General features: G+C 70.0%; 16 protein-coding genes. 10 read left to right on the forward strand and 6 right to left on the reverse strand.

Annotation, left to right across the window (positions count from 1 at the left end; all coding sequences use genetic code 11):
- Nucleotides 1-61 precede the first annotated feature (61 nt).
- On the forward strand, nt 62-1081 hold the full coding sequence (locus tag OMP39_RS07575) for a hypothetical protein (RefSeq protein WP_264891154.1): 1020 nt from the start codon (nt 62-64) through the stop codon (nt 1079-1081).
- Between the two features lie 175 nt (nt 1082-1256).
- Nucleotides 1257-3638, forward strand: coding sequence for an endopeptidase La (gene lon, locus OMP39_RS07580; protein WP_264891155.1), 2382 nt, complete (start codon nt 1257-1259; stop codon nt 3636-3638).
- A gap of 45 nt (nt 3639-3683) precedes the next feature.
- Here lon and phbB read toward each other — a convergent pair whose 3' ends face one another.
- The 4 genes from phbB to OMP39_RS07600 all read right to left on the reverse strand — a co-directional run bounded on the left by phbB (nt 3684) and on the right by OMP39_RS07600 (nt 6284).
- Nucleotides 3684-4436: an acetoacetyl-CoA reductase gene (gene phbB / locus OMP39_RS07585; RefSeq protein ID WP_264891156.1), complete on the reverse strand. Its 753-nt coding sequence runs from the start codon at nt 4434-4436 to the stop codon at nt 3684-3686.
- Between the two features lie 171 nt (nt 4437-4607).
- The gene (locus tag OMP39_RS07590) at nt 4608-5057 is read right to left on the reverse strand and encodes a host attachment protein (protein ID WP_264891157.1); all 450 of its coding nucleotides are present in this window, start codon (nt 5055-5057) and stop codon (nt 4608-4610) included.
- A gap of 208 nt (nt 5058-5265) precedes the next feature.
- Nucleotides 5266-5802, reverse strand: coding sequence for a hypothetical protein (locus OMP39_RS07595; RefSeq protein WP_264891158.1), 537 nt, complete (start codon nt 5800-5802; stop codon nt 5266-5268).
- Nucleotides 5799-6284 (reverse strand): universal stress protein, encoded by a 486-nt coding sequence (locus OMP39_RS07600; protein WP_264891159.1) that lies wholly within the window; start codon nt 6282-6284, stop codon nt 5799-5801. The genes OMP39_RS07595 and OMP39_RS07600 overlap by 4 nt, the downstream gene beginning before the upstream one ends.
- Before the next feature lie 365 nt (nt 6285-6649).
- On the opposite strand from OMP39_RS07600, the gene OMP39_RS07605 reads away from it, so the two are divergent.
- From OMP39_RS07605 to OMP39_RS07620, 4 genes are all read left to right on the forward strand, one after another.
- Entirely contained in the window at nt 6650-7237 is a 588-nt protein-coding gene (locus OMP39_RS07605) for an ATP-dependent Clp protease proteolytic subunit (protein ID WP_264891160.1), read from the forward strand.
- 275 nt (nt 7238-7512) lie between these two features.
- Nucleotides 7513-7725 (forward strand): hypothetical protein, encoded by a 213-nt coding sequence (locus OMP39_RS07610; protein ID WP_264891161.1) that lies wholly within the window; start codon nt 7513-7515, stop codon nt 7723-7725.
- A gap of 63 nt (nt 7726-7788) precedes the next feature.
- Nucleotides 7789-8268 (forward strand): YbhB/YbcL family Raf kinase inhibitor-like protein, encoded by a 480-nt coding sequence (locus OMP39_RS07615; RefSeq protein WP_264891162.1) that lies wholly within the window; start codon nt 7789-7791, stop codon nt 8266-8268.
- Nucleotides 8269-8356: 88 nt separating this feature from the next.
- On the forward strand, nt 8357-9460 hold the full coding sequence (locus OMP39_RS07620; protein WP_264891163.1) for a CapA family protein: 1104 nt from the start codon (nt 8357-8359) through the stop codon (nt 9458-9460).
- Between the two features lie 167 nt (nt 9461-9627).
- Here the strand turns inward: OMP39_RS07620 and OMP39_RS07625 are convergent, their stop codons facing one another.
- A complete protein-coding gene (locus OMP39_RS07625) occupies nt 9628-10512 on the reverse strand; it encodes a hypothetical protein (RefSeq protein WP_264891164.1) in 885 nt (294 codons plus the stop codon).
- A gap of 171 nt (nt 10513-10683) precedes the next feature.
- Here OMP39_RS07625 and OMP39_RS07630 point away from each other — a divergent pair, with 171 nt between their 5' ends.
- From OMP39_RS07630 to OMP39_RS07640, 4 genes are all read left to right on the forward strand, one after another.
- On the forward strand, nt 10684-11103 hold the full coding sequence (locus OMP39_RS07630) for an archease (protein WP_264891165.1): 420 nt from the start codon (nt 10684-10686) through the stop codon (nt 11101-11103).
- Nucleotides 11104-11105: 2 nt separating this feature from the next.
- Nucleotides 11106-11561 (forward strand): RtcB family protein, encoded by a 456-nt coding sequence (locus tag OMP39_RS15370; RefSeq protein ID WP_280925499.1) that lies wholly within the window; start codon nt 11106-11108, stop codon nt 11559-11561.
- Nucleotides 11447-11878: an RtcB family protein gene (locus OMP39_RS15375; RefSeq protein WP_280925500.1), complete on the forward strand. Its 432-nt coding sequence runs from the start codon at nt 11447-11449 to the stop codon at nt 11876-11878. The genes OMP39_RS15370 and OMP39_RS15375 overlap by 115 nt, the downstream gene beginning before the upstream one ends.
- Before the next feature lie 192 nt (nt 11879-12070).
- Nucleotides 12071-12673: a response regulator gene (locus OMP39_RS07640; RefSeq protein WP_264891166.1), complete on the forward strand. Its 603-nt coding sequence runs from the start codon at nt 12071-12073 to the stop codon at nt 12671-12673.
- A 71-nt stretch (nt 12674-12744) separates the two neighbouring features.
- Here OMP39_RS07640 and OMP39_RS07645 read toward each other — a convergent pair whose 3' ends face one another.
- Complete coding sequence (locus OMP39_RS07645) at nt 12745-12948, reverse strand: CBS domain-containing protein (protein ID WP_264891167.1); 204 nt, start codon at nt 12946-12948, stop codon at nt 12745-12747.
- Between the last annotated feature and the right edge of the window lie 13 nt (nt 12949-12961).

Consider the following 12961-nt stretch of genomic DNA (forward strand, 5'->3'; position numbering starts at 1 on the left):
GGCCGTCGCCCACGCGGCCTGACGGGCGGCCGGGGTGCGGGCCCAGCCACGAGGACTCGGGATGATGCGGTGCTTCGACGTGTGCAACGGGGATGCCGACGGGCTTTGCGCCGTGCTGCAGTGGCGGCTCGAGCGGCCGGCGCCTGCGACGCTGGTGACCGGGCTCAAGCGCGACATCGCGCTGCTCGAACGGGTGCCGGCCGGGCCCGGTGACGAGGTGCTGGTGTGCGATCTGTCGATGCAGCGCAACCGGGCCGCGCTGACTCGGCTGCTCGCGGCCGGGGCGCGTGTGCGCTACTTCGATCATCACGCCGCGGGCGAGATTCCGCAGCACCCGGGCCTGGAAGTGCATCTGGATGCGGGCAGCGGGGTGTGCACCTGCGTTCTGATGGACCGCCACCTCCAGGGCCGGCGACGAGCGTGGGCGGCGGTGGGTGCGTTCGGCGACAACCTGCAGGAAGTGGGGCATCGCTTGGCCGTCGAGGCGGGGCTGAGCGATGCGCAATGCGAGCAACTGCAAGAGCTCGGTCGATCGATCAACTACAACGCCTACGGCGAGTCGGAAAGCGACGTGCATGTGGCACCGGCCGTGCTCTATGGGATCTTGAGCCGCCACGAGAACCCATTGGAGGCTGTGCGCAGCGAACCCGTGCTTCGGGAGCTGCGTGAGCTGCGTGCTGCGGACCTGAACCGCGCTCGCGCGTCATCGCCCTTGCTGGAAGGCGATCGTGCCAGCGTGCATCTCCTGCCCGACGCGGCCTGGTCCCGGCGCGTGGTGGGCACCTTCGCCAACGACCTCGCGACGGCCTACCCCGACCGGGCTCACGCCGTGCTGGTCGAGACCGCCTCGGGCGGCGGCTGGCGCGTCAGCGTGCGCGCGCCGCTGTCCTCGCCGAGCGGGGCAGACGAGCTGTGTCGGCGCTTCGGGGGCTCCGGGCGTACGGGTGCGGCCGGCATCGACCTGCTGCCCAGAAGCCGGCTCGCCGACTTCCTCGACGCCTTCCTGTCGCAGCGTTGGGGGCAGCACCACCCCGGTTTTGACATTTCGCACGCCTGCGGTGGCGGTGCCGGCCCATCCTAGGAGCTGGGTTCGCGCAGGGCTCGGGCGGGCGGCGGTTTCCGCGGCGCCCCTCGAAGGGGTCGGCGCAGACCGCCCGAAGCGGGCCGCGCCTTGTCATCCTCAGGCGGGCAGCCCGTCCTCCGTCGCTCCGACCGGGGACGCGCCTGGCCGCTCATCGGCATCGGATGGAAGTTCCATGGAAACCACTTCGACCTCGTCGTCTTCCCCCAGCCTGCCCAAGGGTGTGGTCCCGGTCGTGCCCATGCGCAACGTCGTGCTGTTTCCCCATGTGCTGCTGCCGGTGACCGTCGGGCGTCCGCGCTCGCTGGCCGCCGTCCAGTACGCCACCGAGACCTCCGGGCCCATCGGCGTGCTGCTGCAAAAGGACGCCACTGTCGACGACCCCACGGTGCAGGACCTGTGCGTCATGGGCACGCTGGCCAAGGTCATCCGCCGCCTGAAAGGCGCCGACGGCCAGTACCATCTGGTCTGCCAAGGGCTGGAGCGGTTCAGGGTGGTCGCGCCGGTGGAGGGCTACCCGTTCCTCGCGGTGCATGCGCAGCCCGTCTCGGAGCCCAGCCCCGCTTCCGCGGAAGCCGAAGCGCTCGCGCTGCAACTGCGCGAGAGGGCCAGCGAGTTGATGTCGCTCTTGCCGGCCGTGCCCGCCGAGCTTGCGCAGGCCATCCAGGAGACCCGGGACGCCAGTTCGATCGCCGATGCCGTGGCCAGCCTGCTCGATGCTCAACCGGCGGAGAAGCAGCAACTGCTGGAGACCACCGACACCGAACAGCGCTTGCACAAGGTGCTCGAGATCGTGGCGCACCGTGTTCAGGTGTTGCGCCTGTCTCAGGAGATCAGCGCGCGCACGAAGGAGCAGTTCGACGACCGGCAGCGGCGCTTCCTGCTGCAAGAGCAGCTCAAGGCCATCCAGAAGGAGCTGGGTGAGGGCACCGAAAGCGACGAGGAGATCGCCCGGCTGGAGCAGGCCATCGCGCAGGCGGGCATGCCGGAGGAGGTGGAGACCCAGGCCCGCAAGGAGCTGCGACGATTGCAGCGCATGGGCGACACCACGGGCGAGTACTCGATGCTGCGGACCTACCTGGAGTGGATGACGGAGTTGCCCTGGCGCACGCCCCCGGAAACCGCGATCGACCTCGACGTCGCGCGCGAGGTGCTGGAAGCGCAGCACTTCGGGCTGGAGCGCGTCAAGCAGCGCATCCTGGAATTCCTCGCCGTGCAGAAGCTCAACCCCACCGGCAGGTCGCCGATCCTGTGCTTCGTCGGCCCGCCCGGGGTGGGCAAGACTTCTTTGGGGCAGAGCATCGCGCGGGCGCTGCAACGGCCGTTCGTGCGTGTCTCGCTCGGCGGCGTGCACGACGAGGCCGAGATCCGGGGCCATCGCCGCACCTACATCGGAGCGATGCCCGGCAACATCGTGCAAAGCCTGCGCAAGGCGGGCGCGCGCCACTGCGTGATGATGCTCGACGAGGTCGACAAGATGTCCGCGAGCCTGCAAGGGGACCCGTCGGCCGCCCTGCTCGAAGTGCTCGACCCCGAGCAGAACTCGACGTTCCGGGACAACTACCTCGGTGTGCCGTTCGACTTGAGCCGCGTGGTGTTCATCGCGACGGCCAACGTGATCGACAACGTGCCGCCGCCCGTGCGCGACCGCATGGAGGTGATCGAACTGCCGGGCTACACCGAGGAGGAGAAGCTGCAGATCGCGCAGCGCTACCTCGTCCAGCGCCAGCGCGAGGCCAACGGGTTGCGCGAGGACCAGTGCGAGATCGAGCTGGAGGCCCTGCGCGCGCTGGTGACGGACTACACGCGCGAAGCCGGCGTGCGTCAGCTCGAGCGCGAGGTCGGCCGCGTCATGCGTCACGCCGCGATGTGCGTGGCGCAGGGCCGCTGCACCAGTGTGCGGGTGCACAAGGCAGACCTCGAAGCCATCCTGGGGCCGGCGAAGTTCGAGCACGAGACGGCGCTGCGCAGTGGCTTGCCCGGCGTGGCCACCGGCCTCGCGTGGACGCCCGTGGGAGGCGACATTCTCTTCATCGAGGCGACGAGAGTGGCCGGCAGCGGCCGCCTCATCCTCACCGGGCAATTGGGCGACGTGATGAAGGAAAGTGCCCAGGCGGCGCTGACCCTCATCAAGGCGCGGGCGCCCGAGCTGCGCGTGCCGGCCGCGATGTTCGACGGCATCGACCTTCACCTGCATGTGCCGGCCGGCGCCATCCCCAAGGACGGGCCGAGTGCCGGCATCGCGATGTTCGTGGCGCTGGCGTCGTTGTTCACCGACCGGCCCGTGCGCCACGACGTGGCGATGACCGGCGAGATCAGCCTGCGCGGCCTCGTGTTGCCGGTCGGCGGCATCAAGGAGAAGGTGCTCGCCGCCCTTCGCGCCGGCGTGTCGACGGTGATGCTGCCCAGGCGCAACCGCAAGGACTTGCATGAAGTCCCCGCGTCGGCCCAGGAGGCTCTGCGGTTCGTCTGGCTGGACACGGTGGACGACGCGGTGACCGCGGCGCTGGGCGACCCGAGCACAGCGGGCAGCGCGGGGAGCTTCCGGTTGGTGTGACGCCGCAGCCCTGCCGCCGCACACGTCGGTTGCGATCACTCAATCTCAATACATGTGCTGACCACCGTTGATCGAGATGTTCGCGCCGGTGATGAATGCCGCGCGCTCGCAGGCGAGGTAGCTCACCAACTGCGCCACCTCGTCCGGCTCCCCGAGCCGTCCGACGGGGATCTCGGGCAGGATGCGCGTCTCCATCACATCCTTGGGCACCTGGGCCACCATGGCCGTGTGGAGGTAGCCGGGAGAGACCGTGTTGACGGTGATGTTCTTCTTCGCGAACTCCACCGCCAGCGACTTCGTGAACCCATGGATGCCGGCCTTCGAGGCCGCGTAGTTGGCCTGGCCGAAGGCACCGCGTTGCCCGTTGACGGACGAGATGTTGACGATGCGTCCCCAGCCCAGCGCGAGCATGTCCTCGATGACCTGCTTGGTCACGTTGAACATCGAATCGAGGTTGGTCCGCAGCACCGTCTGCCAGTCCTCCTCGCTCATCTTGCGAAAGCTGACATCGCGCGTGATGCCGGCATTGTTGACGAGCACGGACACCGGGCCGCGGCGGCGGCGTATCTCCTCGAAAGCCTCGCGGCACGAGGCGAAGCTCGCCACGTCCATCGCCTGTGCAGCGAAAGGGTAGCCGTCCTGGCTCATGCGCTCGAGCCATTCGCCGGCACGGCGGTTTCCTGGCGAATGCGCGGCCACGACCGTCAACCCCGACTCGCTCAGGCGCTTGCAGATGGCCTCGCCCAGGCCGCCCATGCCGCCCGTGACGACGGCGACCTTCGGTGTGTTCGATGACATAGGTCTCTCCCTGTGTTGAGTGGCCAGAAGGGTGCAACGTGCGCCATCGTTCCCGCTTGCGCCAGCGCAAGCGGGCGGGGCCCGTCCCCGACCCGATCTGAGTCTTCACATCCCTTGTCCCGGGCGGGAGCACGGCAGCAGAAGATGGGCAACACCTTGCGACAGCCGCACTCAGCCCGCGTGCGGCAGCGCCTGGGCGATGCGATGCTCGAGTTCGCTGAGGCCGAAGTGGGTGAGGTCCAGGTCGACGGCATGTTTGAGCGCCCCGAGCGTCGCGTCGCCGAACTCCGCCTTGAGCTCGCCGAGGAAGGGCGAGGCGGCGAAGACCGTGAGCGAGCGGCACTTTCCGGCCTGCACTCCTTCGTCGAGGTAGTCCGCGATCTCGCGCGCGAAGTGTTCCCGCTCCTTGCGGTGCAGTTCGGTGCGCGGCGCGAACGACGTCCCGCGGGAACGCTGGTCGGACTTGGTGCGACCGTGCGGCGCGTCACCGAGCTCGGTGTCGGACAGGCGGCTTTGAGGGTGCTCGAACTGAGCCACCGGCACGAGCGGGGCGTCCGGGGCTTCTCGGCTGAGCAGCCTCGCTTGCGAGGCGTTGGCGACGAGGAACCAGTCTGGCTTCATAAAGGGCTCCTAGGGCAAGGGCGACGTCCGATCTCGGCGAGTCCGCGACTGGGGCTCCAAGCCCCGATGCAGCCTGCGCGCTGCACGGCGCGCCTGCCGCTCGGAGGGCCGATGCGCGCACGATAGGATGAGACGCCGCGGTGGCCATTGAGAAATGTCGGTTTCGCCGCGTCTCGAAACCCCGGCGCGGCACGCCCGCCACGTGCGTTCAGTCGTACAGCCGCTCGTCGAGCGGCCACAGCCGCGACAGGTGCACAAGCACGTTGCGGTCGGCGCCCGGCGCGTCGTAGCGCCACACGGCGGCGCCGGGGCGCAGCTTGCCCATGCGCGAGGCGAGGATGTTCACGCGGCAGACTGGGAACCCCTGCACCTCGAGCGCACGCACCTCGTCTGCGGCCTGCGGGTCGTCGTCGCAGAACAGCCAATGGCGGGTGAACTCGTCCTGCAGGCGTGCCAGGTCGTGGCTCAGCTCCTGCGGCACCGGGGAGGGCGGTGGAAGCTCGACTTCCCCCTGTGGCGTCACTTCCAGCCAGCGGCCGTGCAAGTCGTCCTCGGCCGTCCGGCACAGCACGACATCCCGCGCGGTGTAGTAGCGCGGGAGCGCGAAGTACGATGCGCAGGGCAGTCCCTCCCGGGCGCCGATGTACCACCCGAAGACGTCCGGCCCATGCGCGAACCAGGTGACGGCGTACAGCAGGCCCGCACCGCGAGGCGCGTAGCCGAGGTGGGCATGGCCTTCGATCATGGGTCGCTCCCTGGCGGCAAGGCCTGCGGCACGAGCGTCTCGCGCTGGCGAACCAACAGCACCGGCACGGAGCTGCCGTGGACCACGGCCTGCGCATTGCTGCCGAGGACCAACTTGTTGAACCCGCGGCGACCGTGCGTGCCCATGACCACGAGGTCGGCAGGGATGCGCACCGCCTCCTGCAAGATGACGTCGGCCACGCGTCCCGTGGCCACCTCCCGCAAGAGCATGACGCTCGGCACGCCCGCTTCGCTCGCAGCGGCCGCTGCGCGACCGAGGAGGTCCTCGCCGTAGCGGCGCAGCCGAGCGCGCAGCCGGTCTGCGGCCTCATCGGGTGCCGCGCCTAGGGTCAGTGGGAAGCTCTCGAGCGCGTGCAGCAAGTACAAGGAGGAACGCTGCGCCTGAGCCACGGCGAGGGCCTCGCGCAGCCCGCATTCGGCTGTCGCGCTGCCGTCCAGAGGCACGAGAATTCGTTGGTACATGGTGATGGTGAGGGGCGAGCCCTGTATAGCCCGGCCGGCCAAGCCGCCTGGCGCCCGCGCTGGGGCGATGGCGGTCTTGTTCGATCCACGCATCCATCTTGGCTCGCGCCGCCAGCGCTCGCTTGATATATCTCACGCTGGCGCTTCGGGCCCGTGGCACACCAGTGGCCGGGGCTCGGTGACGCCCCAGCCATAAGCTTTCCAGAATGTGCGTTATGTCAACTCGTAAACGCACCCCCCAGGAACCAGAGGACCGTGCCCCCCGCGACCATGCACCTCGCTGCATCGAGGGCTGTTGCACCTCGTGGGCGCGGTACCTGGTGGCCGGCACTAAGATGCCCTGACGTCCTGGAGGCACTCATCTCATGGAAACCACCCCACCTCCCATCCACCCCGTCGACTCGCGCACCTCGTTTCTGGAGGAAAAGGCCTTCAAGTCGCGCACGGTGCTGCTTTACGGGCCGATCAACGACAACGTGGCGCAGGACATCGTGCGGCGGCTGATCGCGCTGGCGGCCGACTCCAACGAACCGATCGACATGCTCATGTGCTCGCCAGGCGGGCATCTCGAGTCGGGCGACAGCATCCACGACGTGGTGCGCTTCATCTCGGCGCCGGTCAACATGATCGGCACCGGCTGGGTGGGCAGCGCCGCGACGCATGTCTACCTGTCGGTGCCGCGTGAGCGGCGCTTTTGCCTGCCCAACACCCGCTTTCTGATCCACCAGCCCAGCGGCGGCGCCGGCGGCCAAGCCACCGACATCGCCATCCAGGCCAGAGAGATCATCAAGGCCCGCGAGCGCATCGCACGCACCATCGCGCGCGAGACGGGGCAGCCTTTCGAGCGGGTGATGGCCGATATCGAGCGCGACCGCTGGATGTCGCCAGAAGAAGCGCTGGACTACGGTCTGGTGGGCCGCATCGTGGAGCGTCAGGCGGATATCCGCAGCTGAAACGACGCGCTGAGGGCTTCACGCCGCGGGGGCAAGGCGCGAGCGGACGAACCGGCGCAGGCGCGCAGGGCGCCGCTCGGGTGCGCGCTTGCCCTTTCTCAAGCCGCGGCGGGCGGATTGGACTAAACCGTCAACTGCGGCGGCCGCCCGCGCTCGATGAGCGCATCAGTTCGTCATCGGGCGGCCGGACGGAGCAAGGAGCAGCGATGGCCTCGACGGTTTCAGGCTTTGTGAAGCAGCACGTGTTCTGCCGTTGTGATCGGGCGGTCAGCGCGATGGCAGGCGTCTCCTTGATCGTGCGCCCGGAAGGGCTGGACAGCGAACGCGAGATCAACGAGTGGTGGTTGGTCTCCGGTGAACTGGCCGCTCGGCTGCGGTCGGCGGGCTTGCCGGTGGTGCAACTGGAGGAGTTGAGCTTCTGGGGGCGCTTCGCCACCGGCGATGCTCTGGCCGAGGACCCCGACCTGCTGGGAGCGCTGCCGTCCTAGGGAGGCGAGGCGCCCGCACGTGCCGGCGCGGCCGTTTTCCGGTTCTTTGATGGAGGAGTCGTCATGAAGCTGACATCGGCCGCGTTCGTGCACTACGGCGGAATACCGCGCCGATACACCTGCGACGGGGACGACGTTTCGCCCCCCTTGTCCTGGGCCGAGGTGCCGGCCGGCACGCGCAGTCTCGCACTGATCGCCGACGACCCCGATGCCCCGGACCCGGCCGCGCCCCAGCGCACCTGGGTGCACTGGGTCGTGGTCGATCTGCCGCCCGAGAGTCACGGGCTGCCCGAGGGAGGGCGCCTGCCGGCGGGCGCCCGCGAGGGGTTGAACGACTGGAAGCGCACCGGCTACGGCGGCCCCTGCCCTCCCATCGGGCGCCACCGGTACATCTTCAAGCTCTACGCGCTCGACACGACCTTGCCCGGGCTGAAGCAGCCCACCAAGGCGGAACTGGAACACGCCATGCGCGGGCACGTCCTGGTGCACACCGAGTTGATCGGCATGTACGAGCGGCAACACACCCGTTCGGGCGAGGACTGAGCCCGAGGGACGTGGGGCTCGGCCGGCTGATGGCCCCGGGCCCTGCGCACGTGAATCAGGAGGGCTGACCACGGACACCATCGAGCTCTTGCTGGCCGGTGACGTGATGACCGGACGCGGCATCGACCAGGTCATGCGCGAGCCCGTGCCCCCGGTGCTGTACGAGAGCTTCGTGCGGGATGCGCGCGAGTACGTCCGGCTGGCCGAGCGGGTCAACGGCCCCATCGGCGCCCCCGTGTCCGACGCTTACCCCTGGGGCGACGCGTTGGAGGTGATGGACGCCCTGGCACCGCACCTGCGGATCGTCAACCTGGAGACGGCGATCACGAAGTCCCCCTCCGCCTGGCCCGGCAAGGAGGTCCACTACCGCATGAGCCCCGCTCATACGAGCTGTCTGAAGGCGGCGCGGATCGACGCCTGCTGCCTTGCGAACAATCACATCCTCGATTGGGGCACGCCAGGGTTGGCCGACACGCTCCAGGCGCTCGACGACGCCGGTCTGCGGCACGCCGGCGCCGGGCGGGATGGACAGGCCGCACGAGCCCCCGCCGCCCTGCCCTTGCCCGGCGCCGGCCGGCGCTTGCTGATGTTTGCCTGGGCGGCGCCCGACTGCGGCGTGCCGACGGCGTGGGCGGCCACCGACCGCCGAGCCGGCATCGCGTGGCTGCCCGGGCTGGACGAAGCGGCGGCCTCGGAGGTGGCCTCGGTCGTGCGCCGCCACCGTGGCCCGGGCGACCTGGTGCTGGTGTCGCTGCACTGGGGCGCCAACTGGGTGCAGGAAGTGCCCTCGCGTCACCGCCGCTTCGCGCGGCGATTGATCGAACTGGATGTCGCCGACGTGGTGCATGGGCACTCCTCGCACCATCCCTTGCCCTTCGAGGTCCATGCGGGCAAGCTGATCCTCTATGGCTGCGGCGATCTGATCAACGACTACGAGGGGATCGGCCTGCACGGCGATCTGCGCAGCGACGTGGGCTGCTGGTATGCGGCGTCTCTGGATGCCCGCAGCGGCAGCCTTCGGGCGCTGGAGATCGTGCCGATGCAGGTGCGGCAGTTCCGCCTGAGGCACCCCAGCCCGGCTGCCTTCCAGTGGCTGACGGACCTGCTCGTCCCGCGGTGCCGGGCGATGGGCACCCGGCTGGAGGCCGCCACGCAAGGCCGCCCTCGCCTGGTGTGGTCCGCCGGGGCCTGAGGGCGGCCCGGACGACCGCTTGGACGACCGGCCCGAGGGCCGGGGCGACGACTGCCCTGCCGTGACCCCTGCCGTGACCCCTGCCGTGACCCCTGCCGTGACCCCTGCCGTGACGCCTGTGGTGACGCAACGCCCCGCGCGTCCACCGCCACACCAGGCCAGCGCCTCTAGGGCTCAGGTGTCCAGGGCACGAGGCCGAACGGGGTGTAGAGCCAGGCGCCGCGCGCGGAGGGGGGCAAGGCGCGCAGCAGCCGGGCTGCGTCCACCATCAGCCGGGCGGTGAAGGCGGTCGCATCCGCCCTCGCCTCGAACACGAGGCTGGCATGGGGGCCCGGGCCCCCGCTGCCCAGACGCTGCAAGACGATGCCCGAGTTCTCCTTCTGCATCGAGGCCAGGTCGTCCACTTCCAGCACCTGCGTGGGCTCGTCGTTGAACAGCGGGTCGCCTTCGATCGGCGAGCGCACGCGCTCGAACTGGGCGCCCGGCGCGAGCTGGACGTAGACGTAGCGCTGCGGGTGGCCGGAGGCGTCGCGGATCTCGGTGCTCAGGGCCTCCTGCACGCCGGGCACGGACTCCACCGCCGCGGGGTGATAGAGCCCGGTGGCGGTGTGGCGGTTCACGCGCGTGGAGCCCTTGGGCACCAGCAACTCGAACACGCGCACCAATTGCTGCAAGAGCCCCGGGTCCCAGCCTGCACCGAGCGCGGCGACGGCGCGATGCCGCGCGGCGGCTCTGGCCAGCGCTTGGCGGTGATGGTGCAGCGAGTCGGCCTCGAGGCTGGCGCACTCGACGACCGGCAGGCAGCGTTGCAGCAGGTCGTGGGCCGCGTCGGTCGCGCGGTCGGTGGGCACGCACAGGAGCGCAAGGTCGGCACTGTCCAGCTCGCTGACATGCCCGGCGCACGTCACGCCTTTGGGCAGGGGGAGCGCCGGCGGAGGCTCCGGAGGTTGGACCACCCCGGCCAGTGCCAGGTCGGGCTGGCCGCGCAGGGTTTCGGCACAGGCCGCTCCCAGATGCCCCCAGCCCACGATGGCCACGCGAGACGGCTTCATCGCGTCCACTCTGCCGCCCCTCGCCCCGCCCGGTTTGATGCCGCGCAACTTCGCGGGCCTGGACCGGCATGCCCGCCCGGGGCCCGATGCTCGCCCCTGCCCTGCCCGGTTGCGTTGGCGCAAGCGGCGCCCGTCTGCCGGCGCGCATAAAAGGAGCGCAAGGGTGCGTCCATGGAAGACCGCTGGGAACACTTCGATCACGGGGCGGACATCGGCGTGCGGGGCTACGGAAGCACCAAGGCCCGCGCGTTCGAGCAGGCAGCGCTCGCGCTGACTGCGGTGGTGACGCCGCCCGAGCGCGTGCGGCAACAGCAGGCCGTGCCCATCGTGTGCCAGGCGCCGGACGACGAGCTGTTGCTTGCGGACTGGCTCAACGCGGTGGTCTACCAGATGGGCGTGCGGCACATGCTCTTCGGCGGCTTCCGGGTCGAGCTGCGCGAGGACGGCCTTCATGCCGTGGCGCTGGGCGAGCCGGTTTCGGTGCAGCGCCACGAACCGGCCGTGGAGGTCAAGGGTGCCACGTACACCGAGCTCAAGGTGCAACCGCTGCCCGAGGCCGGATGGGTGGCACAGACGGTGGTGGACGTTTGACCATGGACATGCATTCCCTCATCCAGCGCAGCGAGTGCGTCTGGGAAATCGAACCTCAAGGACGCATGCAGGTGCCCGTGGTGTTCTACGCCACCGAAGACCTGATGCACGGGATGGACGACAAGGTGCGGCAGCAGGCGACCAACGTCGCAAGCCTGCCGGGCATCGTGCAGGCCAGTTACGTGATGCCCGACGCGCACTGGGGCTACGGCTTTCCGATCGGCGGCGTCGCGGCCTTCGACGAGCAACGCGGGGGCGTGGTCTCGGCCGGAGGCGTGGGGTTCGACGTCTGGATCTGCTGTACGACGTCTCCCACAACACGTGCAAGCTCGAAGTGCATGGCGTGGACGGGCGGCTGCGGCCGTTGTACGTCCATCGCAAGGGCGCCACGCGCGCCTTCGGGCCGGGGCATCCCGACTTGCCGGACGCGCTGCGTTCGGCGGGCCAGCCCGTGCTGATCGGCGGCTCGATGGGCACCGGCTCGTATGTGCTGGCGGGCACGGGCGAATCGGAGGGGCTCGCGCTCTCGTCGGCCTGCCACGGTGCCGGGCGCTCGATGAGCCGGCATGAAGCGCTGAAGCACTGGTACGGCCGCCAGGTCGTCGACGAACTGGCCACGCGGGGCATCCTGGTGCGCAGCCCTTCTTCGCGCGGCGTGGCCGAGGAGGCCCCGGGCGCCTACAAGGACGTGACCGCCGTCGTCGATGCGGCGGACCGGGCCGGGCTCGCGCGCAAGGTGGCGCGGCTCGCGCCGTTGATCTGCGTCAAGGGCTAGGACGAAGCCCGCTCCCCCGCGCCCGGTGGCGATTCGACGCCGGAGCCTGCTTTTCCCCCCTTGCGCGGGTCGGTTATTGGCTGTGGCCGCGGCCGGGGCGCTTCCAATGGCGTCTGAGATCGGCCAGGGCCTGCACGAGATGTACGGAGGTTGCGTCCAGTCGCCGGTCCACAGCAGTCAGGGGGCGACACGATGGACGACATGCGGGCCATGCGCCTGCTGCACGAGCTCGGGATGCACTCGGGGGACGCCGGGTCGCACGTCGGGCTGCGCAGCAGCGAGCCGGGCGTGGCGCACGAGGAGCAAGACAAGATCGTCGAGCCGTTGGTCCACAGCGGGGGACTGGGTGCAGGCAGTGAGTTCGTCTCGAGCATCGACGGCGCCCCGGTGCTCGTCGCACCTGCGCGGCGGCCCGCCAGACCGCTGCGGACACTGCTGGTCGAGGACCATCCGGAGCTCGGTGCAGCCACGCTCGACCTGTTGCGTGGCGAAGGTCTGGAGGTGATCTACGTGGCCTCCGGGCGCGAAGCGCTCGACGCCGCGGCGGGCGTGAAACCTCGTATCCTGCTGTGCGACATGGGATTGCCCGACATGGAGGGCCTGGCCGTGGTCGACACGCTGCGGCCCCAGCTCGCCTCGTGGGGCACGTACGTGGCGATGGTGACGGCGCGCACGGAAGGCGAACTGCGGCCCTACAACAAGAGGGCCCGCGAGCTGGGCGTCGACGAGTTCATCACCAAACCGATCACCCCCGACTGGGTGCGCAACCTCATTGCCCGCCTGCCGGCGGGGTGACGGGCCAACACGGTCGCCGGCTGCGCGACGCCCGCGGGCGCGCTCGATGCGACGACGGCGCGCAGCTCGGCTCAGCGGCCCTGCCGTTGCTCGTGATGCTGGGCGGCGCCGATGGCGTCGGCCACGGCCTGCATCTCCTCGGCCAGCACCTCCAGCACGTCGTCGATCGAGATCACTCCGATCAGCCGGTCGTGCGGCCCGACCACGGGCACCCGCCGCACCGCCTTGCGCCGCATGGTGGCCAGCACGTCCAGCAGGGAGTCGTCCTCGCGCACGCTGGCGACCTCG

The organism is Schlegelella aquatica (assembly GCF_026013905.1).
GTDB lineage: Bacteria > Pseudomonadota > Gammaproteobacteria > Burkholderiales > Burkholderiaceae_C > Caldimonas > Caldimonas aquatica.